The sequence below is a fragment of the Nonomuraea sp. NPDC001636 genome, from assembly GCF_040298265.1.
Classification (GTDB): domain Bacteria; phylum Actinomycetota; class Actinomycetes; order Streptosporangiales; family Streptosporangiaceae; genus Nonomuraea.
Genome location: NZ_JBEOZT010000037.1, coordinates 56,351 through 77,747, shown reverse-complemented (window position 1 = coordinate 77,747; position 21,397 = coordinate 56,351). Strand labels below are relative to the sequence as shown.

Genomic DNA, 21,397 nt, shown 5'->3' with positions numbered 1-21,397 from the left:
CCTACCAGGAGTTGCCCCAATCGTTTGCTGTCGCGCCCCTTACGCGGCGGAGCGGGAGCGAGGTTCGTCGTCCAGCGATGAAGGAGTCCTCACGCATGGTTCAGGGCGGAAATGGTCACGATGAGTCCGTGGGTGGCGTTCCCGGGGGCGGTGTTTACGACTGGTATCAGCGTGGTGTGAAGTTGCTGAAGGAAGGGAGTCCGGCGGCTGCCGCGGCGTTGCTGGAGCGGGCCGCCGCTGCTGAGCCGCAGTCCCGGAGCATCCTTGAGGCGCTGGCTCGGGCGCAGTTCAACTCCCGGCAGTACGCGGAGGCCGCGGCCAGTTTCCGGCAGATCGTGGATGCGAACCCGGCTGAGGATTATGCGTACTTCGGGCTGGGCTTGTCGTTGTGGCGTACGGGAGATCTCGAAGGCGCTCAGGAGCCGCTGGCCATCGCGGTGGCCATGCGGCCGGACGAGCGGCATTACGTGTCGGCCTTGAAGAGCGTACGGGCGACGTTGAGGGCTCGACGAGAGATGTAGGGGCAGGCGGGGGCGGGAGCCGGCCATGGCGAACGTCGCTTCCCCAGCGACTGTGCCGGGCGTTTCGATCCTCTCTGGGGGCGTCAGGTCGGATGGGAGGCTCCCGGTGTCTGCTTGCGGCCCGTCGTGCTGAGCGGGCGTCGCCGCAGCGGAGCGCTTCCTTGGTCTGGCCCTGGGCGGGAGGGCGGGTTTCCGTGGCCTGGCACGCGACCATGCCGTGCCCTGGTCGGCCCATCGGGGTGAGGCTGTCGCTGAGGTCCTTCCAGGGCCTCGGCAAGCCGTTCATGCCGTCACGCGTGGGCGGCCATGTCCGCGCGTTCCCCAGCCGCTGACGGCGGCCGGGGACATCACGGCACTTGCCCGCCGTCCACCCCGAGCACCTGGCCGGTCGTGACGACTTCGCCCAGTACCGGAGTAGTGGCTCCCCAGCTGCTCGGCGACGGACTCGGGTTGTGTGGAGAGCAGGAGCGTGCGAGATCCCACTACTGGGACATGAGGGGCCTGTGCGGTGGCTGCGCCAGCCGAGTGCGCAGGGGGCGTGGTGTGGCGAATACAGCCGTCGTAGCTGCCCAGGCCGTCCCTGTTTGAGGGGGCGGGCATGCCGTGGCTGCATCTGGATGCCCTTGTGTAAGGGGACAGGCATGCCGTGGCTGCATTTGGCTGTCCCGCCATCATGGAAGCGGCGGAAGGCTGCCGGGAACATCCGTATCCGGTTTCTGCGGCGGCAGCACGGCGCTATGAGAGGCCGTGCCCCCAATTCTGTGCGGGCTGGCCGCGGTCTCCACACACGCGGGGCTACGTAAATGCGGTCGGTCAGTCGTGGCGGGTGGCGTTGGCGGTGATGGTGGAGCGGAGGTAGGCGGCCAGGCCGGGGGAGGTGCGGTCGAAGGTGGCGGTGAAGCGGGGGTCGGAGACGTACAGGTCGGCGAGGCCGCGGTGGATGTCGTACGTGCAGTCGTAGAACCAGCGGGAGAGGTGGGCGCGGTGTTCCTCGGCCAGGTCCATCGCGAGGTCGCCGTCGGCCGGGACGTCGGCGTGCATCGCGTCGGCGAGGCGGGCCGAGAGGGCGGCTGCCTCGGCTTCCTGCCGCTGCCAGTCCTCCTTCGTATACGTCGAGGTGCGGCGTGCGGATTCGGCCCAGGCGTGTGTCCCGCCCCAGCGTTCCTCGGCCTCCGCCGCGTACTCGTCATGGGCGGGAGCGCCGGGGGGTTCTGTGCGTTCCTCGGTCGTGGGGTCGGGCTCGCGGGACATGGGCGTCCTTCCGGTGTCGGGTACGGGTTTCCCCGATCCAGGAGGAGAGGGCTTCCTGTGGCGGGGTACGAAGGCGACGCTAAAGTCTCACGCGGCGTGAGAGTCAAACGGGAAGAGGCGCTGTGCTGATTGACGGCTATGACACCCTGCTGCTCGACCTCGACGGTGTGGTCTATCTCGGACAGCACGCGGTTCCCGGGGCGAGGCAGGCGCTGGAGGAGGCGCAGGGCAAGGGGGTCCGGCTCGCCTACGTGACCAACAACGCCTCCCGGACGCCCGCCGCCATCGCCGCCCACCTGCGGGAACTCGGCGTCCCGGCCACGGCGGACGATGTGGTGACCTCGGCGCAGGCGGCCGCGCGGCTGGTCGCAGAGCGGGTGGCTCCGGGGGCCGCGGTGCTGGTCGTGGGCGGGTCGGGGCTGCGGGTGGCCGTACGGGCTCATGGGCTCAGGCCGGTGTCCGTCGCGGCCGAGTCACCCGAGGCGGTGGTTCAGGGGATCGCTCCCGGTTTGTCGTACGCCATGTTGTCGGAGGGGGCGCTGGCCGTACGGCAGGGCGCGCTGTTCGTGGCCTCCAACGCTGACAGCACCATGCCGACCGGGCGGGGCGAACTGCCGGGGAACGGGGCAATGGTCCGGGTCATCGCCGCCGCCACCGGAGTTGAACCGGTGTACGCCGGTAAGCCGGATCCGCCGTTGCACCGGGAGTCGATGATCCGCACGGGCGCTCGGCGACCGCTGGTCGTGGGGGATCGGCTGGACACCGACATCGAAGGGGCCTCCAACGCGGGGGTGGAGAGCCTGCTGGTGTTCACCGGGGTGGCCACCCCGGTCGACGTGCTGACCGCTGGGCCCCGGCACCGGCCCACGTACCTGGCCGAGGACCTCGGCGCGCTGGTCCAGCCCTATCCCGACGTGCGGGACGGCGCCTGCGGGGGATGGCGGGCCGGGTGGCGCGACGGGACGCTGCACCTCGAAGGCGACGGCAGCCGGATCGACGGCCTGCGCGCGGCCTGCGACGCCGCCTGGACGGCCGCGGGCGAAGGGCAGATCGGGGAGGATGCGGTCAAGGACGTCCTGCAGCGTGTGGGGTGAGGCGATCGGCGCGGGCGGAAGGGCTGCCTCGGCCCTGCCTCTCCCGCCCAGCAGCGGCCAGGAGCCCCCGAGCCCTGTCGTGACGACGTCCTTCTTCCACGGCCCGCGACACGACAGCCTCGTCCAAGCGCGTGGTGCAGGGGATCGCGGGGGCTTGTCGGGAAAAGCGCTAGATGGGGGCGACGTGGCCGCCGGAGGGCGGCTCGGGTCGGTCGGGGGTCGAGGGGCAGGTTCGCTGTTCGCTTGTCGCCTAACAGTTAACGCACGCGCCGAGTAGTTGCCTGACAGCGAACACACGCGCTCCGCAGCTGCGTAGGACATTGAACGGTCGCCTGACAGCGAACGCCCGTAGAAGATTGAAGAGTCACCTGGCAGCGAACGCGCGTAGGACATTGAAGAGTCACCTGGCAGCGAACGCGCGCGTTGAACGGAACCGGTCAGATCAGCTTGCGCAGGCGCAGCAGGTCGCCGAAGCTCGCGTCGATCTTCACCCGCCCTCCGAGCAGGGCACGAGCCAGATCCAGTTCGCCGTCGACCAGCGCGACCAGGTCGTCGCTCGCAATCGTGATCTTCACGTCGGCCGGTTTGCCGCCCGCCGGCGGCTCCTCGGTGAACGGGTCGAGGCCCCCGTAGTGCAGCCGCCCATAGAAGATCGCGTCAAGGTCGGAGACCCGGGCGCTGACCGTGCGCTCGACCACGTGTTTGGCACGATCCTCCGCGCCGATCTCGTCGAACTGGGCGACGAGCCTGGCCAGTGCCGCCCGGCACTCCTCGACGCTTGCCATGTTGGGCATCCTTTCTTTCCTTTTGCGGTCGGTAGCGTTCCACATCACTAGCACCCCCGTATGAGCTTCAACGCGTGACACGCCTGCCAAGGTCCCGGGCGCTCGCCCGAGGCGTTACGGTCGAGTCATGAGTGAGCTGCCGGAGGAGACCGGTGACGAGCGGGTCGACGCCATCGTGGCCGGTCTCGGTCGTGTGGGCGAGCTGCCGGTGAACGAGCACGTGGCGGTGTTCGAGGAGGCGTTCGCCGGGCTGGAGTCCACTCTCGCGGGTGCGGGCGACGAAGCGCTGGGCGAGCGGTGAGCCGGAGGATCCGTCTCGACAGCGAGCTGGTGCGCCGCGGGCTGGCCAGGTCGCGCGAGCAGGCCGCCCAGCTCATCGAGGCCGGGCGGGTCAGCGTGGGCGGCCAGCAGGCGCACAAGCCCGCGACCCAGGTCGACACCGCCTCGGCCATCGTCGTCGCCGAGTCGGCCGACGGGCCCGACTACGTTTCGCGGGGAGCGCACAAACTGCTCGGGGCGCTGGAGGCGTTCAAGAGCCTGTCGGTGGAGGGGCGCAGGTGCCTCGACGCGGGAGCCTCCACGGGAGGCTTCACCGACGTGCTGCTGCGCCACGGCGCGGCCCACGTGCTCGCCGTCGACGTCGGCTACGGCCAGCTCGCCTGGTCGCTGCGCACCGACGAGCGGGTGACCGTGATGGAACGCGTCAACGTGCGCGACCTGACCCCTGACATGGTCGGCGAGCCGCCCACGCTGGTCGTGGGCGACCTGTCGTTCATCTCGCTGCGGCTCGTGCTGCCCGCGCTGGCGCAGGTCGCCGCGCCGCGGGCCGACTTCGTCATGCTGGTCAAGCCGCAGTTCGAGGTGGGCAAGGAGCTCGTGGGCGCGGGCGGCGTGGTGCGCGACCCCGAGCTGCGGGCCAGGTCGGTGCGCGAGGCCGCGGCCAAGGCGCAGGAGCTGGGGCTGAGCGTGCGGGGCGTGACCGCGAGCCCGCTGCCCGGCCCTTCCGGAAATGTCGAATACCTGCTGTGGCTGGGCAAAGGAGAGGGTGATCCGCCCGTCGCCGAGCTCGATGCCGAGATCCAGCGTGCCGTCGCGGAAGGGCCGCAATGAACCGGACCGTGCTGGTCGCCGTCCACACCGGGCGGGGCGCCGCCGTCGAGAGCGCCCGGCTGGTCATCAACCGGCTGGTCGGGGCGGGCATCAACGTGCGCGTCCTGGACACCGAGGCACGTGACATCGGCTGTGGCGGGGTGGAGGTCGTCCCCAGCGACGACCCCGGCTCGGCCAAGGACGCCGAGGTCATGATCGTGCTCGGCGGCGACGGCTCGCTGCTGCGCTCGGCCGAGCTGGCCAAGCCCGCCGGCACGCCGCTGCTCGGAGTCAACCTCGGGCACGTCGGGTTCCTGGCCGAGGCGGAGGTGGCCGACCTGGCCTCGGCGGTCGACAGCGTGGTCGCCGGGCGCTACGACGTCGAGGAGCGCATGACGATCGACGTCCTGGCCAGGCAGAACGGCCGGGTGATCGCCGACACGTGGGCGCTCAACGAGGTCACCGTGGAGAAGCAGGAACGCATGCTGGAGGTGGTCGCCGAGATCGACGGGCGGCCGCTGTCCCGGTGGGGCTGCGACGGCGTGATATGTGCCACTCCCACGGGTTCGACGGCGTATGCGTTCTCGGCCGGCGGGCCGGTGGTCTGGCCGGAGGTGGAGGCGCTGCTCCTGGTGCCGATCAGCGCCCACGCGCTGTTCGCGCGGCCGCTGGTGGTCTCGCCCCGGTCCACGATGGCCGTGGAGATCCTGCCGGACACTCCGGGCGGCGTTCTGTGGTGCGACGGCCGCCGCCGTTTCGAGCTGCCCTCAGGGTCGCGTGTGGAGGTGCGCAGGGGCGCCGAGCCGGTGCGCCTGGCCCGTCTGCACGGCGTCGAGAACACCGGCGCGCCCTTCACCGACAGGCTGGTCGCCAAGTTCGAACTACCGGTTCAGGGATGGCGCGGGAGAGTGCGACCCTGAATGAATGGGGGGCGGAGCGCGTAGGATCCCATGGGCAACAGGTGTCCGGAGACAATCGACCGGCCATCAGGCACGGCAGTGACGGGAGTGGGCAGTGCGACCAAGGGTCGAGGAGGTCCGCATCCAGGGGCTCGGCGTCATCGACGAGGCCGTACTCGAGCTTTCGCCGGGCTTCAACGTGGTCACCGGCGAGACCGGCGCGGGCAAGACGATGGTCGTCACGGGGCTCGGGCTGCTGTTCGGCGGCCGGGCCGATCCCTCGCGCATCCGTCCGGGGGCCGACAAGGCGACCGTGGAGGGCACGCTCGTCGTCGAGTCCGGCGGCCGGGTCGCCCAGCAGGTCGAGGACCTCGGCGGTGAGGTCGAGGACGGCGAGTTGATCATCTCGCGCACCGTCTCGGCCGAGGGCCGCTCCAGGGCCTGGCTCGGGGGCCGTACGGTGCCCGTCGGCACGCTGACGTACCTGGCCGACGACCTGGTGGCGGTGCACGGGCAGATGGACCAGCAGCGGCTGCTGCAGGCCGCCAGGCAGCGCGCCGCGCTCGACCGTTATGCCGGAAACGAGCTGGTCAAGCCGTTGCGGGCGTATTCGCAGGCGTACAAGCGGCACAAGCAGGTCGGGGCGCTGCTCGACGAGCTGACCACCCAGGCCAGGGAGCGTGCCCAGGAGGCCGACCGGCTGCGGTTCGGTCTGGAGGAGATCGAGAAGGTCGACCCCAAGCCGGGCGAGGACGCCGAGCTGCGCGAGGAGGAGGAGCGCCTCTCGCACGCCGACGCGCTGCGCAGCGCCGCCACCACGTCCCACACCGCGCTGCTCGGCGATCCGATGGAGGCCGGCGGCGGCGCCCGTGACGTGATCTCGCTGCTCGGGGAGGCCCGCGCGGCCGTCGAGGCCGTGCGCGACTACGACCCCCAGCTCGCCGGTGTGGCCGACCGGCTCGCCGAGGCCGGATACCTGATCTCCGACGTCGCCACCGACCTGGCCGCCTACGCCGAGTCCATCGAGGCCGATCCCGCCCGTCTGGGGGCCGTGCAGGAGCGCAGGTCCGTGCTGGGCAGCCTGATCAGGAAGTACGCCGAGGACAGCGCGGGGGTGCTGGCCTGGGCCCAGCAGGCGGCCGCCCGCCTGGGCGAGCTCGAAGGCGACGACGAGCGCATCGAGGAGCTCACCCGCGAGCACGAGGAGCTCACCACCAGGCTCACCACCCTGGCCGCCGAGCTCACCAAGGTGCGCCAGGCCGCCGCCGAGCGGTTCGGCCAGGCCGTGACCGAAGAGCTGACCGCGCTGGCCATGCCCCACGCCCGGGTGGTGGTGCAGCTCACCCAGAGCGCCGAGTTCGGCCCGGAGGGCGTCGACGAGGTGGAGCTGCGGATGGCCGCCCACCCGGCCGCGCCGCCGCTGCCGCTCAACAAGGGCGCCTCCGGCGGTGAGCTGAGCCGCGTCATGCTCGCCATCGAGGTCGTGTTCGCCGGTGCCGACCCGGTGCCGACGTTCGTGTTCGACGAGGTCGACGCGGGGGTCGGTGGCAAGGCCGCGGTCGAGATCGGGCGCCGGCTGGCCCGGCTCGCGCGCACCGCGCAGGTGATCGTCGTCACCCACCTCCCGCAGGTGGCGGCCTTCGCCGACCAGCATCTGGTCGTCGAGAAGGCCAGCGACGGCAGCGTCGTGCGCAGCGGTGTCGTCACGCTCAACCACGAGGGGCGCGTCCGCGAACTGTCGCGCATGCTGGCCGGTCTGGAGGACTCCGAACTGGGCCGGGCACACGCGGAGGAGCTGCTCGGGCTCGCAGCGGCCGACAGGTGATTCAGCGTGACATAGTGGACACGCGGCGTAGTGCTTGGCCTCCGCGCTGTTTCCCTCTGGCAGGATGGTCATGATGAAGGTTCCGGGGAGCAAGATGCCGGGCCTCCGTGGCAGGAAGGTCGGTGACCTTCCCGGTGTGACGGCAGTGGCGAGAATCGACCGGCGAACCAAGAGGCTGACCAAACGCCTCCAGCCCGGGGAAATAGCGATTATCGACCATGTCGACGTTGACCGGGTCAGCGCGGAGGCGCTGGTCGCATGCGGGGCGGCGGCTGTGGTCAACGTCGCCGCGGGCATCAGCGGCCGCTACCCCAACCTGGGTCCGCAGATCCTGCTCGACGCGGGCGTGCCGTTCGTCGACAACGCCAATCCTGAGCTGTTCGAACGCGTCAAGGACGGCGACGTCATCCGCCTCCACGAGGGCGTGATCTACCTCGACGACGACGTCGTGGGCAAGGGCGACGAGCAGACGGCCGAGGCCGTCGAGGCGGCCATGGCCGAGGCGCGCGCCGGGCTGGCCGTGCAGATCGAGGCTTTCGCCGTCAACACGATGGAGTACGTTCGCGGTGAGGGCAAGCTTCTCATCGACGGAGTCGGCGTGCCTGAGATCCGTACCCCGATGGAGGGCAGACATGTCCTCATCGTGGTGCGCGGATATCACTACAAGGAAGACATCGCCACTCTTCGTCCCTACATCAGGGAATACCGCCCCGTCCTCGTCGGCGTCGACGGCGGCGCCGACGCGCTGCTGGAGGCCGGCTACCTCCCCGACGTGATCGTGGGCGACTTCGACTCCGTCTCGACCAAGGCCCTGACCTGCGGCGCCGAGCTCGTCGTGCACGCCTATCGCGACGGCCGGGCCCCCGGCCTGGAGCGGGTGCACCAGCTCGGCCGCGAGGCGGTCATCTTCCCGGCCACCGGCACCAGCGAGGACATCGCGATGCTCCTGGCCGACGACAAGGGCGCCGAGCTGATCGTCGCGGTCGGCACCCACGGCACCCTGGAGGAGTTCCTCGACAAGGGCCGCTCCGGCATGGCCAGCACCTTCCTGACCCGGCTGATCATCGGCAGCAAGCTCATCGACGCCAAGGGCGTGAGCAGGCTCTACCGCAGCCGCATCACCACCTCCCAGCTCCTGATGCTGGTGATCACCGCCCTGATCACCATGGGGGTGGCGCTCTTCCTGTCGCCGCTCGGCCAGACCTGGCTGAACGGCCTGCAAGACGTCTGGAACGCATTCATCTTCTGGCTGGTCGGACTCTTCTCGTGATCGATTTTCGCTACCACGTCGTCTCCATCGTCGCGATCTTCCTGGCGCTGGCGGTCGGGATCGTCCTGGGCACCACGCTGCTGCAGGAGCCCGCGGTCAAGTCCGCGCAGGAGATCTCCGCGCAGCTCACCAAGACCAAGGACGAGCTGCGCGTGCAGATCGACCAGCTCCAGGGCCGCGAGGCGGGCAACGACGCCTTCGTCACCAGCGTCACCCCGAAGCTGGTGGCCGGCGAGCTGACCGGCCAGCGCGTGCTGCTGGTCGAGGCGCCGGGGTCGAGCACCACGTTCCGCGAGGCCGAGCAGCAGGTGCTGGAGGAGGCGGGCGCCGAGGTGAGCGGGCGCGTCACGCTGACCGAGAAGTTCTTCGACCCCGACCGCAGCGGCGTGCTCGACGGCCTGGTCAACCAGCTCAAACCGGTCGACATGGTCTTCCCGTCCACGGCGACCGTCTGGGACAAGGCCGGCGCACTCCTCGCCTCCACGCTGCTCACCACCGACCAGGCCCAGGCGGGCACTCCCAACGCCGCGACCGCCGCCGTCATCAGCGGGTTCGAGGCGGGCGGGCTGGTCAGCACCGATGGCGACCCCGCCAAGCGGGCCATGCTGGCGGTGATGTTCGCGCCGGAGAAGGCGTACGAGGGGGAGCAGGCCGAGACCCAGCTGGGCGCGCTCGTCTCGGTCGCCGACCGGCTCGACGCCGCGGGCAAGGGCGCGGTGCTGGCGGGCAGCGCCGCCAACACGGCCGTCACCGGGGGCGCGGTCAGCGCCCTGCGCGACGACGGCGACGTCGCCAAGCGCGTGTCCAGCGTCGATACCGTCGATATGCCCACGGGCCGGGTCGTGGTCGTCTACGCTCTCCGGGAGCAACTGAGCGGGCGGGCCGGCCAGTACGGCATCGGCAAGGGGGCCTCGGCCACCCAGCCCGCGCTGCCGACCACCACACCCTCACCGACCCAGTCAGGGAGCTGACATGGCCCGTGGCCTGCTCTACGCGCTGGCCGGCGCCGCGATCGGTGCCGCCGCCGCCCGTGCCGCCTACTCCGCCTTCACCCGGAACCGTCCGGCCGACCTGGGCGGCCGCTGGACGCGCAAGAACCACCGCGGCGAGCCCATCACCCTGCTGGAAGGGCCCGCGTTCGTGGCCGGCTCCGGCGCCGCGGCCGCGCTCACGCCCGGCCTGGCGCCGCGTACCCGGCTGGCCGCGGTGCTGGCCGGCGTCGGCACCGGCGCCCTCGGGGCCTACGACGACCTCTACGGCACCACGTCCTCCAAGGGGTTCAAGGGCCACCTGACGGCTCTGGCCCGCGGCGAGGTCACCAGCGGCGCCGTCAAGATCCTCGGGATCGGCGCCACCGGGCTGGGCGCCGCCGCCCTCGTCTCCGACGGGCCCGTCGACACCCTGGTCAACGGCGCGGCCATCGCGGGCGCCGCCAACCTCGCCAACCTGTTCGACCTGCGTCCCGGGCGGGCGATCAAGGTCGGGCTGCTGGCCGGCGGGCCGCTGCTGGCGGTCTCGCTGCTGCGGTCCTCGCCCGCCGCCGCGGCCCTCGCCGCCGTGCCGCTGGGCGCCGCCGCGGCGCTGCTGCCCGACGACCTCGGCGAGCGTGCCATGCTCGGCGACGCGGGCGCCAACTCGCTCGGCGCGCTGCTCGGGCTGGCCGCGGTCACCAAGCTCGGCAGGCCCGGCAGGCTCGTCCTCCTGGGCACGGTCGCGGCGCTCACCGCGGCCTCGGAGAAGGTCAGCTTCACCAAGGTCATCGCCGCCAACCCGGTGCTCAACCGGATCGACATGCTCGGGCGGCGTCCCGTCGACCACGTGTGACCCTCCGCGCGCGATTGTCGGTGGCACCTGCCAGGATGTCCGCGTGACCGGATACTGGGCGGGGGAGGCCGGGTGCGGAGCGTGACGGCGCGGGGCGTGGCGGGTGGTGCCCTGCTCATCGGGGCGATCACCGTGCTGGCCCGGATCGCCGGCTTCGCCAAGCAGTACGCCTTCGCCCAGACCGTCGGCACCAACTGCCTGTCCACCGCCTACATGACGGCCAACCAGATCCCCAACATCGTCTTCGAGGTCGTCGTCGGAGGTGCGCTGGCGGGCATGGTGGTGCCGGTGCTGGCCGGGTCCGCCGCCTCGCGCGAGCGCACCGGGCACATCAGCTCGGCGCTGCTCACGTGGGTCGTCGTGGTCCTGGTGCCGCTGGGGGCGCTCACCGCGCTGTTCGCCCGGCCGGTCATCGGGCTGTTCCTCGGCGAGGCCGTCAACGGGTGCGACACGACCCAGCTCGTCGCCGTCGCCACCCGGATGCTGGTCGTCTTCGCCCCCCAGATCCCGCTGTACGGCGTGGCCGTCGTGCTCTACGGCGTGCTGCAGTCGCACAGCCGCTTCGCCGGGCCCGCGGTCGCGCCGCTGGTGTCCAGCATCGTGGTCATCGTGGCGTACCTGCTGTTCGTGCCGCTCAGCTCGGGGACCGTCGACCCGGCGCACCTGCCCGGGCCAGCCGAGCTGGCGTTGTCGGTGGGCACCAGTTTGGGCGTGCTCTCGCTCGTGCTGACCGTGGTCGGTCCCGTGTCGCGGCTGGGGCTGCGGTGGCGGCCCACGTTACGCTTCCCCGACGGCGTGGCCGGGCAGGTGCGCAGGCTCGCCCTGGCCGGGATCGCGGCGCTGCTCGCCCAGCAGGCCGCCATGATCGTCGTCGTGCTGCTGTCGAACAAGGCGATCGGCAACGGGGCCCTCACCGTCTACAACTACGCGTGGGCGATCTACCTGGTGCCGTACGCGGTGCTGGCCGTGCCGATCGCCACCAGCGCGTTCCCCCGGCTGTCGGCGCAGGCGGGCGACGCGGTCGCGTTCTCGGCGCTGGCGGCGCGGACCACGCGGGCCGTGGTGCTGGTCACGGGGCTGGCCGCCGGGGTGCTGGCCGCCGCGTCGGGGCCTGGGGCGGTGGTGTTCCTGGGAGGCAGGAGCGAGGTGCCGCCGCCTCAGCTCGCCCTGGCGATCGCGCTGTTCGCGCCGGGCATCGTCGGTTACGGGCTCATCGCCCATCTGAGCCGGGTGCTCTACGCGGCCGGGCTCGGGCGGGCGGCCGCCATCGGGACGGTGGCGGGGTGGCTGGTCGTCATCGTCGCGCAGACCGTGCTGGTGCTGCTGCTGCCCGCCGGGTGGAAGATCGGCGGGATGGCGCTGGGGATGAGCGTCGGCATGACCGCCGGTGGGGTGTTGCTGCTCGGGGCCGTGGTGCGGGCGCGCGGGAGCGGTGCCGCGGCGGGGCTGCCCCGGGCCGCGGGGGCGGCGGTCGCCGGTGGTGTGCTGGGGTACCTGGCGGGGGCTGGGGTGGTGAGGTGGCTCGGTGCCTCGGGCATCTGGCCGAACGTGGGTGCGGTGGTGCTGGCGGCGGTGGTGGCCGTGGCGGTGGGGGCTGCCGTCGTGGCGGTGGTGGACCGGCCGGATGCCCGAGTGGTGGCTGGGCTGCTCCGACGGGGCGGCTGACCCACTGCCACCGATCCTCCGGGCTGGGGTAGGGCGGGTGCGCTCCTGCGGTTCCTGGTCGCAGCGTGCGGCTTCGGTGGGCCGACGGCTGGTCGCGCATGGCTTCTGACGCCCGGACGGCTGGTTGTGCGGGTTCTGACGCCCGAACGGCTGATCTCGTACGGCTGGTTCCGTGCGGCCTATGGGGCTTGCGCTGCTGGGTCGCGCCTCTGGGGGCGGACGGTTGGTCACGCGGGGCTGGCACGCCTGGCGGCGCTTGGTCCGTAGTGGCGCGGCTCCTGGTTTCCGTAGTTTCTGCTCTTCTGGCGCGTGTGGGTTGCAGTTGATGCTGGTTCCGCGAGGCGAGGTCTTCTGCGTGCGGCAGGGCTTGCCGGTGCGCTGTGCGGGTGGGGTCGGGGAACTCCGATGTGATTCGGGTTACGGTTTCAGCTTTGAGGTGTGGCTGTGGTTTGCGGTGAGGGGCTAGGAGGGGTCGTGCGGGTGGCTTTTGTGATGGGGACCACGTCGGGTGGGACCGGGCGGCATGTACGGATGCTCGTCGAAGGGCTGGTGCAACGCGGCCACCAGGCGGCGGTGGTGGGGCCGGGGAGTGTCGAGGAGGCGTTCTCCTTCCGGGCGGCGGGAGCCGCGTTCGCCGAGGTCCCCGTGTCCGATCGCCCGCATCCGCTGAACGACCTGCGCGCGGTGCTCGCGATCCGGCGGCTGACGCGCGACGCCGACGTCGTGCACGCCCATGGCCTGCGAGCGGGGGCGTTGGCGAGCCTGGCCCTGAGGGCGTTCAGAGTTCAGGGGAAGCGAAGGGGCGATGGCCGGGAACGGCCGGGGGTGGTGGTCACCTTGCACAATGCGCTTACCGCCGGCGGTTTCGTGGGGTTCGTCTACGGGGTGCTGGAGCGGATCGTGGCGCGGCGGGCCGATCGGGTGCTGGTGGTCTCACCGGACCTGGCGGAGCGGATGAGCGTCCTGGGAGCTCGGGAGGTGGCGGAGGCGGTGGTGCCCGCGCCTCCGCTCCGGCCCGCCCGGCGCAGGCCGGAAGAGGTGCTGGAGGAACTGGGGGTGGGTGATCGTCCCCTGGTGCTGACGGTCGCGCGGCTCGCCCAGCAGAAGGGGCTCGACACCCTGCTGGACGTGGCGGCCGGGCCGTGGGAGTCGCCGGTGCCCCTGTTCGCCGTCGCGGGCGAGGGGCCGTTGCGGGCGGAACTGGAGGACCGGATCCGGGGGCGGAGCCTTCCCGTCCTGCTTCTCGGGGATCGGGACGACGTCCCCGACCTGCTGGCGGCCGCGTCCGTCCTGGTCAACTGCAGCCGCTGGGAAGGGCTGCCGCTCAGCCTCAGCGAGGCGCTGATGGCGGGCAAGCCGGTGGTGGCCTCGGACGTCGGCGGGATCCCGTGGCTGGTCGGGGACGCGGGGATGCTGGTGCCGTACGGGGACGCCGAAGGGCTGCGCGGCGCGTTGCGCAAGGTCCTGGGCGAGCCGGAGGTCGCGCGGACGCTGGCCGAGGCGGCGGCCCGGCGCGGACGGGAGTTGCCGGACGGTGACGATGCCGTGGAGAGCGTCCTCGGGGTGTACGAGGGGGCAAGATCGAATGGATGATGGGATCAGAGTGTCGGCGTATACTGCGTGGGTTAGGGAGGGGAGTATCCCTTCGCGACAGCCTCGTCATCACGGTGCAGCCCCGCTCCACGGGGCCCCCGGGGCTGCCGGTCCGCGTCGTTCGCGGGCGGGAGAGACCTCCGGCAATGAGTCATGCATGCCGGAGGGTTTGAATCGTGACCGTACCCGTGTGGGCCTGGATCGCCGTCATCGGCGGTCTGCTGGTCGTCCTCGCCTTTGACCTCTGGATCGTCGACCGCGGTGAAGCCCGTGAGTTCTCGATGCGGCAGGCCGGATATTGGGTCACCTTCTATGTCGCCCTGGCCGCGTTGTTCGGTGTGGGGTTGTGGGCCACCTTCGGGGCCGACAAGGCGGGGGAGTTCTTCGCCGGGTACATCACTGAGTACAGCTTGAGCGTCGACAACCTGTTCATCTTCTTCATCATCATGAGCAGGTTCGCGGTGCCGCGGCCCTACCAGCACAAGGTGCTGCTCGTCGGCATCGTGCTCGCGCTGGTCATGCGCGGCATCTTCATCGCGCTCGGCGCCGCCGCGCTGGAGCGGTTCAGCTGGCTCTTCTACGTCTTCGGCGCCTTCCTCGTCTACACCGCCGTCAACCTGATCCGGCAGCATCTCAAGGGCGAGGAAGACGAGTTCAACGAGAACATCCTGCTCAGGTGGGTGCGCCGGGCGTTCCCGACCACCGAGGGGTACGTCGGCTCGAAGGTCAGCGTCAAGATCGACGGCCGCCGCATGGTGACCCCCATGCTCATCGTGATGGTCGCCATCGGCACCACCGACCTGCTGTTCGCCCTCGACTCGATTCCGGCCATCTTCGGGCTCACCAAAGACCCCTACGTCGTCTTCACGGCCAACGCGTTTGCCCTGATGGGGCTGCGTCAGCTTTACTTCCTGCTGGGCGGGTTGCTGCAGCGACTCGTCTACATCAGCTATGGTTTGGCGTTCATCCTCGGGTTCATCGGGGTTAAGCTGATAATGGAGGCGTTGCATGCCAGCGGCGTCTCCTGGGCACCCGAAATTCCCATCTGGGTGTCGCTCACGGTCATCGGCTCCACCATGGCGATCACCACGGTTGCGAGCCTGATCAAAGCCCGCATGACGAGCGGCGAAGGCGAGCACACGCACCCGGAGCAGGTCTAGCGGAACGGCTATCGAGGCGCTTTGCTTGTGAAGTTGCGCCGTGTAATAGTTGCGAGTTCCGTAACAGCATGGCAAAGCGCCTAGTCCAGTCACCACCAAAGGTTGTACGTGTCAGACGATTCTGCTAAGTCGAGCCGCGTCCGGCTCGCGCGCGGGGTCTCCCCGTGGCTCCTCCCGACGGCGGCCGCGGCGGCCGCCACCGCGCTGCTGACGCGCCGAGACCGGCGCTGGGCCCTGGCTGCGGCCCCGCTGGGTGCGCTCACGGGCGGCATGCTCTGGTTCTTCCGCGACCCCGAGCGCACTCCTGGCGAGGGGCGCATCCTGTCGCCCGCCGACGGCGTGGTGCAGAGCATCGACCCCTGGCCGGACGGCCGCACCCGCGTCGCGATCTTCATGAGCCCCCTGAACGTGCACGTCAATCGTGCCCCTCTTGCGGGAAATGTCACGTCCGTGCAGCATGTCGCAGGTGGGTTCCTGCCGGCGTTCAACAAGGACAGTGACCAGAACGAGCGCGTGGTGTGGCATTTCGAGACCGCGCTGGGTGACATCGAGATGGTGCAGATCGCGGGCGCCGTGGCGCGCCGGATCGTGCCGTACCTGAGCGCCGGGGCGAAGGTGGCGCAGACCGAGCGCATCGGGCTCATCCGGTTCGGCTCGCGGGTCGACATCTACCTTCCCGAAGGCATCTCGCCCGCGGTCACCGTGGGGGAGAAGACGGTTGCGGGGGTGACCAGAATTGACCACGGCTGACGCCGGCAGCTGGCAGGCGGGCGAGGAAGAGCCCCGCGGTCCCGTGGGCAAGGCGTTCCGCCTGTCCGCCGCGGACTCGCTCTCGCTGGGCAACGCGGTCTGCGGGTTCCTCGCCGTCTGCGTCCTGGCCTATTCGGCGATTCAGCAGCTCACGGTCGCCGACGGCAAGTTCACACCGACGCCGAGCTACTTCGCCACCGCCATCGTCCTGCTGCTCATCGGCGCGACCTGTGACCTGTTCGACGGGCTCGTCGCGCGGCGCTTCCGCGCCTCGGCGATGGGCGCCGAGCTGGACAACCTGGCCGACGTGATCAGCTTCGGGTTCGCGCCCGCGTTCATGGTCGTGATCTGGGGTGTCGGCGCGCCGCCTTCGGTGCCGTTCATCGCGGTGGTCACCGCCGCGGCGGCGGTGCTGGTCGCCGGTGTCGTACGGCTGGCGCGCTTCGCGTGCGTCAAGACCAAGAGCGGCGACTTCATGGGCCTGCCCATCCCCATGGGCGCCATGACCGTGATCTCCATCGTGCTGCTGTTCCAGCCCAGCATCTGGGCGCTGTTCGCGGTGCTCGGCGTGGCCTGGCTGATGGTCAGCCGGATCGAGTACCCCAAGCCGAAGGGGCAGCTCGCAGCGGTCGTCCTCGGGTGGATCATGGTGAACGTGGCCTTCCTCACGGTCTGGGTGGCCTGGCCGGAAGGCGGCGACCTGCCGATCAAGATCGGCGCAACCATGCAGATCGCGCTCGTCGCGGCGATCCCGCTGCGCATGTTGTTCTACAAGCGGGAGCTGCGCAAGGAAGCCGAGCGAATCGGCAACTAGGGGATTTTTCATCCATCTTCGGTTTTGATGGATTTATGTCGGCCATGCCGCGCGAGCACACGCGTACGTACTACCTCGGCAAGCTGGCCACCGAGCTGGAGCAGCGCGGGCTGACCGCCACCCTGCGGGCCGACCCGCCCGCGCTGCGGATCAGCGATCCCGACACCGCGCTGCTGGCCGAGACGATCGACTGCGTGCCGCTGCCCGAAGGGTGGTTCTACCGCTGGTCGTGGGGCGAGCTCGTGGGCCTGGCCGACGATCCCGCCCTGGCGGCCGGGCGCATCGTGCGCGTGCTGGCCGCGGGCAGGTGAACTGCTACCAGCCTCTGGCCTTCCACTCGGGCAGCGAGGGACGTTCGGCCCCGAGTGTCGTGTCCTTGCCGTGGCCGGGGTAGACCCAGGTGTCGTCGGGCAGGCGGTCGAAGATGCGCTCGGTCACGTCGGTGTAAAGCCGCTCGAAACGCTCCGGTTCCCTGCCGGTGTTGCCCACCCCGCCGGGGAACAGGGAGTCGCCGGTGAACAGGTGACGGCCGTCGGGGCCGCCGTCGTAGAGCAGCGCGATCGAGCCCGGGGTGTGGCCGCGCAGGTGGATGACCTCCAGGGTGACCGGGCCGAGGGCGATCGTGTCGCCGTGGCCGACCGTGCGGCTGACCGGGACGGGCAGGGCGGGCGCGTCGAGCGGATGGGCGATCACCTCGGCGCCGGTGACCCTGGCCACCTGTTCGAGGGCCTGCCAGTGGTCGCCGTGCTGGTGGGTGGTGACGATCGCGCCGAGCGGCTGGTCGCCGACGAGCGCCAGCAGCCGGTCGGCGTCGGCCGCGGCGTCGATCAGCAGCTCGTCGCCGGTCTCGGTGGAACGCAGCAGGTAGGCGTTGTTGTCGTGGGGGCCGACCGCCAGCTTGGAGATGGTCAGGGCGGGCAGCTCGCGCACGTCGGCGGGGCCGCCGACCCGGACGTCGCCGGTGTAGGTCATGGATAGTCCTTCGGGGGCGTCGCGGGCAGATCAGCGGGCGCCGGCATCGTCAGCCACGGCGGCGGCTCGGGAAGGAGCGCGCCACCGTCACCAGGCGGCGACGGCTGTCCCGAGGGCACCAGGGTAACGCCCTCGCCGTCCGACCTTCCCGTCAACCAGGCCAGCATGTCGGCCGGTCGGCCCTGGACTGCCGGGCCGTGGCCGAGGTTTGGCCACCTTTGCCCCGGCTCGCCGGTCAGGACGAGCTCGCTCACCGTGCTGCGGCCGTACGGCCAGGATCGGCGCAGGTCGTGCAGTTCGCGGCGGACGAACGTCTCCGGCCAGTCGCGGGGGCCGTACCCGGCGCCGAGGTCCACGTGGTGCATGCCCACCTCGCGCAGCCGGCGTACCAGGACGTACCAGGCGGGATGCGACGGCGGCCGCATGCCCCGTACGGGCGCCGGCCACGCCGCGGCGGGCAGATCGCGGATCGCGGCGGCCAGACGTGCGGCGCTGTCGGCCAGGTCGGCCAGGTGGCGCGCGGCCGGACGGGCGGCGGCCGCCTCGATCTCGGCGGTCCTGGCCTCCAGGGAGGGGTACTGCGGGGTCTCGACGCCCGTCCTCGCCCAGGTGAGCAGGCGGAGATGGGAGCGGGCGTTGCCGGCCAGGTGGGCGAGCACGTGCCCTCTGGTCCAGCCGGGCAGCAGGGACGGGGCCGCGACGTCGGCGTCGGACAGGGACGCGGCCGTGGCCAGCAGCCGGTCGGTCGCGGAGGCGAGTTCGGCCTGTACCGCGGGTAGAACAGTCATGTCCGGATATTTCATCACTTAGGTGTCCAAGGTCGGGCGCGGGCATAAAGCGGCAGGTCAAGTGGTTGACCCTCAAAGGGCTCCTGCCGACGCGGGAGATGGCCGTAACCTGTGAAGGACGGATTTTCGGGGGCCGGGGATCGGCTCGCCGAAAATGTCGGTGCCCCCGTCTACCATCCCCCGTGGACCTATCCGCCTTTCGACCTCCGGGATCGCCGTGGCAGACCGCCTGATCGTGCGTGGTGCACGAGAACACAACCTCAAGGACGTCTCGCTTGACCTGCCGCGAGACTCGCTGATCGTCTTCACCGGCCTCTCCGGCTCCGGCAAGTCGAGCCTGGCCTTTGACACGATCTTCGCTGAGGGCCAGCGGCGCTACGTCGAGTCCTTGTCGGCCTACGCCCGCCAGTTCCTCGGCCAGATGGACAAACCCGACGTCGACTTCATCGAGGGCCTGTCGCCCGCGGTGTCCATCGACCAGAAGGCCACCAGCAAGAACCCCCGCTCCACCGTCGGCACCATCACCGAGGTCTACGACTACCTGCGCCTGCTGTGGGCGCGCATCGGCAAGCCCCACTGCCCGGCCTGCGGCCGTCCGATCGCCCGGCAGATGCCGCAGCAGATCGTCGACCGCGTGATGGACCTGGAGGAGGGCACCCGTTTCCAGGTGCTCGCCCCCGTCATCCGCGGCCGCAAGGGCGAATACGCCGAGCTGTTCCGCGAGCTGCAGACCAAGGGCTTCGCGCGGGCCAGGGTCGACGGCACGGTCGTGCGGCTGGAGGAGCCGCCGACGCTGAAGAAGTACGAGAAGCACGACATCGAGGTCATCGTCGACCGCCTGTCGGTCAAGGAGTCCTCGCGCCGCCGGCTCACCGACTCCGTCGAGACCGCGCTGCAGCTGTCCGGCGGCACGATCACGCTGGAGTTCGTCGACCTGCCGGAAGACGACCCGGGCCGTGAGCGCTTCTACTCCGAGCACCTCTACTGCCCCTACGACGACCTGTCGTTCGAGGAGCTGGAGCCGCGCTCGTTCTCCTTCAACTCGCCCTTCGGCGCCTGCCCCGAGTGCACCGGCCTCGGCACCAAGATGGAGGTCGACCCCGACCTGGTGGTGCCCGACCCCGAGCGCACGCTCGGCGACGGCGCGCTGCACCCGTGGTCGGGCGGCCACACCAGCGAATACTTCGTCCGGCTGATCGAGGCGCTCGGCCACACGGTCGGGTTCACCCTCGACACGCCGTGGGAGCGGCTGCCCAAGAAGGCCCAGAAGTCGCTGCTGTACGGCCACGACGAGCAGGTGCACGTGCGGTACAGCAACCGCTACGGCCGCCAGCGCTCCTACTACACCACCTTCGACGGCGTCATCCCCTGGGTGCAGCGCCGGCACGCCGAGGCCGAGAGCGACGCCACGCGCGAGCGCTTCGAGGGCTACATGCGTGAGATCCCGTGCCCGGCCTGCAAGGGCGCCCGGCTCAAGCCGGTCACCCTCGCCGTCACGGTCGACGACAGGTCGATCGCCGAGGTCGCGGCCATGTCGATCGGCGAGTGCGCCAAGTTCCTGGCCGAGCTCAAGCTGTCCGACCGTGACATGCACATCGCCGAGCGGGTGGTCAAGGAGATCAACGCCCGCATGGGCTTCCTGCTCGACGTCGGCCTCGACTACCTGACCATGGACCGCGCCGCCGCCACCCTCGCCGGTGGCGAGGCCCAGCGCATCCGGCTGGCCACGCAGATCGGCTCCGGGCTGGTCGGCGTCCTCTACGTGCTGGACGAGCCGTCCATCGGCCTGCACCAGCGTGACAACATGCGCCTGCTGGACACGCTGATCAGGCTGCGCGACATGGGCAACACGCTGATCGTCGTCGAGCACGACGAGGACACCATCGCCGCCGCCGACTGGGTGGTCGACATCGGTCCCGGCGCCGGCGAGCACGGCGGCCAGGTCGTGGTGTCCGGCACCGTCCAGGAGCTCCTCGCCAGCGAGGAGTCCATGACCGGCCAGTACCTGTCGGGGCGCCGGAGCATCCCGATCCCGGCCAAGCGCCGCAAGCGCGACAAGAAGCGGCAGATCACGGTCAAGGGCGCGCGCGAGCACAACCTCAAGGGCGTCGACATCGAGTTCCCGCTGGGCGTGTTCACGGCGGTGACCGGCGTGTCCGGTTCGGGCAAGTCGACGCTGGTCAACGACATCCTCTACAACGCGCTGGCCAAGGAGCTCAACGGCGCCCGCACGGTGCCAGGGCGGCACTCCCGCATCAACGGCATGGATCAGGTGGACAAGGTCGTGCACGTCGACCAGTCGCCGATCGGCCGTACGCCGCGCTCCAACCCGGCCACGTACACCGGGGTCTTCGACCACGTGCGCAAGCTGTTCGCCCAGACGGCCGAGGCCAAGGTGCGCGGCTACCAGCCCGGTCGGTTCAGCTTCAACGTCAAGGGCGGGCGCTGCGAGGCGTGCGCGGGCGACGGCACGATCAAGATCGAGATGAACTTCCTGCCGGACGTCTACGTCCCCTGTGAGGTCTGCCACGGCGCCCGGTACAACCGGGAGACGCTGGAGGTCCACTACAAGGGCAAGACGATCGCCGAGGTGCTCGACATGCCGATCGAGGAGGCGCTGGCCTTCTTCGACGCGATCCCGGCGATCAAGCGGCACCTGCAGACGCTCAACGACGTCGGCCTGGGCTACGTGCGGCTCGGGCAGCCGGCGACCACGTTGTCCGGCGGCGAGGCGCAGCGCGTCAAGCTCGCCTCCGAGCTGCAGCGCCGCCAGACCGGCCGGACGATCTACGTGCTCGACGAGCCCACCACCGGTCTGCACTTCGAGGACATCCGCCGGCTGCTCGGCGTGCTCGGGCGGCTGGTCGACGGCGGGAACACGGTGATCGTCATCGAGCACAACCTCGACGTCATCAAGACCGCCGACTGGATCATCGACATGGGCCCCGAAGGCGGGTCCCGCGGCGGCACGCTCGTGGCCGCGGGCACGCCCGAAGAGGTGGCGCTGGTCAACGAGAGCCACACCGGGCGCTTCCTGCGGAAGATTTTGTCGCTCTGAGGCAGGGGCCGGCTCGGGTGCGGCTCGTCTCGCTGTGAG

General features: G+C 70.7%; 20 protein-coding genes. 16 read left to right on the top strand and 4 right to left on the bottom strand.

Features of this window, described 5'->3' with window-relative positions:
- Positions 1 to 95: 95 nt before the first annotated feature.
- Entirely contained in the window at positions 96 to 521 is a 426-nt protein-coding gene (locus ABT158_RS44860) for a tetratricopeptide repeat protein (RefSeq protein WP_352326203.1), read from the top strand.
- 813 nt (positions 522 to 1,334) lie between these two features.
- Here ABT158_RS44860 and ABT158_RS44855 read toward each other — a convergent pair.
- Positions 1,335 to 1,772: a TipAS antibiotic-recognition domain-containing protein gene (locus ABT158_RS44855; protein ID WP_352364467.1), complete on the bottom strand. Its 438-nt coding sequence runs from the start codon at positions 1,770 to 1,772 to the stop codon at positions 1,335 to 1,337.
- Between the two features lie 122 nt (positions 1,773 to 1,894).
- Here ABT158_RS44855 and ABT158_RS44850 point away from each other — a divergent pair, with 122 nt between their 5' ends.
- Positions 1,895 to 2,866, top strand: a complete 972-nt coding sequence (locus tag ABT158_RS44850) for an HAD-IIA family hydrolase (protein ID WP_352364465.1) — start codon at positions 1,895 to 1,897, stop codon at positions 2,864 to 2,866.
- A gap of 437 nt (positions 2,867 to 3,303) precedes the next feature.
- Here the strand turns inward: ABT158_RS44850 and ABT158_RS44845 are convergent, their stop codons facing one another.
- Positions 3,304 to 3,651 carry an SCP2 sterol-binding domain-containing protein gene (locus tag ABT158_RS44845; RefSeq protein WP_352364463.1) on the bottom strand — a complete coding sequence of 116 codons (348 nt, stop codon included), beginning with the start codon at positions 3,649 to 3,651 and terminating at the stop codon, positions 3,304 to 3,306.
- A 127-nt stretch (positions 3,652 to 3,778) separates the two neighbouring features.
- Between ABT158_RS44845 and ABT158_RS44840 the strand changes: the two genes are divergently transcribed.
- From ABT158_RS44840 to ABT158_RS44780, 13 genes are all read left to right on the top strand, one after another.
- Complete coding sequence (locus ABT158_RS44840; RefSeq protein WP_352326208.1) at positions 3,779 to 3,952, top strand: hypothetical protein; 174 nt, start codon at positions 3,779 to 3,781, stop codon at positions 3,950 to 3,952.
- On the top strand, positions 3,949 to 4,761 hold the full coding sequence (locus ABT158_RS44835; RefSeq protein ID WP_352364461.1) for a TlyA family RNA methyltransferase: 813 nt from the start codon (positions 3,949 to 3,951) through the stop codon (positions 4,759 to 4,761). The genes ABT158_RS44840 and ABT158_RS44835 overlap by 4 nt, the downstream gene beginning before the upstream one ends.
- On the top strand, positions 4,758 to 5,660 hold the full coding sequence (locus tag ABT158_RS44830; protein ID WP_352364459.1) for an NAD kinase: 903 nt from the start codon (positions 4,758 to 4,760) through the stop codon (positions 5,658 to 5,660). The genes ABT158_RS44835 and ABT158_RS44830 overlap by 4 nt, the downstream gene beginning before the upstream one ends.
- Positions 5,661 to 5,754: 94 nt before the next feature.
- Positions 5,755 to 7,464 (top strand): DNA repair protein RecN, encoded by a 1,710-nt coding sequence (recN, locus tag ABT158_RS44825; protein ID WP_352364457.1) that lies wholly within the window; start codon positions 5,755 to 5,757, stop codon positions 7,462 to 7,464.
- Positions 7,465 to 7,537: 73 nt separating this feature from the next.
- Positions 7,538 to 8,734, top strand: a complete 1,197-nt coding sequence (gene steA / locus ABT158_RS44820; protein ID WP_352364485.1) for a putative cytokinetic ring protein SteA — start codon at positions 7,538 to 7,540, stop codon at positions 8,732 to 8,734.
- Positions 8,731 to 9,705 (top strand): copper transporter, encoded by a 975-nt coding sequence (locus ABT158_RS44815; RefSeq protein ID WP_352364455.1) that lies wholly within the window; start codon positions 8,731 to 8,733, stop codon positions 9,703 to 9,705. The genes steA and ABT158_RS44815 overlap by 4 nt, the downstream gene beginning before the upstream one ends.
- 1 nt (position 9,706) lies before the next feature.
- On the top strand, positions 9,707 to 10,558 hold the full coding sequence (locus ABT158_RS44810; RefSeq protein WP_352364453.1) for a hypothetical protein: 852 nt from the start codon (positions 9,707 to 9,709) through the stop codon (positions 10,556 to 10,558).
- Positions 10,559 to 10,630: 72 nt separating this feature from the next.
- Complete coding sequence (murJ, locus tag ABT158_RS44805; RefSeq protein ID WP_352364451.1) at positions 10,631 to 12,223, top strand: murein biosynthesis integral membrane protein MurJ; 1,593 nt, start codon at positions 10,631 to 10,633, stop codon at positions 12,221 to 12,223.
- 492 nt (positions 12,224 to 12,715) lie between these two features.
- The gene (locus ABT158_RS44800) at positions 12,716 to 13,816 is read left to right on the top strand and encodes a glycosyltransferase (RefSeq protein WP_352364483.1); all 1,101 of its coding nucleotides are present in this window, start codon (positions 12,716 to 12,718) and stop codon (positions 13,814 to 13,816) included.
- 176 nt (positions 13,817 to 13,992) lie between these two features.
- Complete coding sequence (locus ABT158_RS44795) at positions 13,993 to 14,976, top strand: TerC family protein (RefSeq protein ID WP_352364449.1); 984 nt, start codon at positions 13,993 to 13,995, stop codon at positions 14,974 to 14,976.
- A gap of 108 nt (positions 14,977 to 15,084) precedes the next feature.
- Positions 15,085 to 15,726 carry a phosphatidylserine decarboxylase gene (locus ABT158_RS44790; protein WP_352329585.1) on the top strand — a complete coding sequence of 214 codons (642 nt, stop codon included), beginning with the start codon at positions 15,085 to 15,087 and terminating at the stop codon, positions 15,724 to 15,726.
- Positions 15,713 to 16,540 (top strand): CDP-diacylglycerol--serine O-phosphatidyltransferase, encoded by an 828-nt coding sequence (gene pssA / locus ABT158_RS44785; protein WP_352364447.1) that lies wholly within the window; start codon positions 15,713 to 15,715, stop codon positions 16,538 to 16,540. The genes ABT158_RS44790 and pssA overlap by 14 nt, the downstream gene beginning before the upstream one ends.
- 35 nt (positions 16,541 to 16,575) lie before the next feature.
- On the top strand, positions 16,576 to 16,851 hold the full coding sequence (locus tag ABT158_RS44780) for a hypothetical protein (RefSeq protein WP_352323039.1): 276 nt from the start codon (positions 16,576 to 16,578) through the stop codon (positions 16,849 to 16,851).
- Between the two features lie 4 nt (positions 16,852 to 16,855).
- Here ABT158_RS44780 and ABT158_RS44775 read toward each other — a convergent pair whose 3' ends face one another.
- Together ABT158_RS44775 and ABT158_RS44770 are read right to left on the bottom strand one after the other, a co-directional pair.
- Positions 16,856 to 17,512, bottom strand: a complete 657-nt coding sequence (locus ABT158_RS44775; protein WP_352364445.1) for an MBL fold metallo-hydrolase — start codon at positions 17,510 to 17,512, stop codon at positions 16,856 to 16,858.
- On the bottom strand, positions 17,509 to 18,300 hold the full coding sequence (locus ABT158_RS44770; protein WP_352364443.1) for a maleylpyruvate isomerase family mycothiol-dependent enzyme: 792 nt from the start codon (positions 18,298 to 18,300) through the stop codon (positions 17,509 to 17,511). Before ABT158_RS44770 ends, ABT158_RS44775 begins: the two co-directional genes overlap by 4 nt.
- A 217-nt stretch (positions 18,301 to 18,517) precedes the next feature.
- Between ABT158_RS44770 and uvrA the strand changes: the two genes are divergently transcribed.
- Positions 18,518 to 21,358, top strand: coding sequence for an excinuclease ABC subunit UvrA (gene uvrA, locus ABT158_RS44765; RefSeq protein ID WP_352323036.1), 2,841 nt, complete (start codon positions 18,518 to 18,520; stop codon positions 21,356 to 21,358).
- The last annotated feature ends 39 nt before the right edge of the window (positions 21,359 to 21,397 follow it).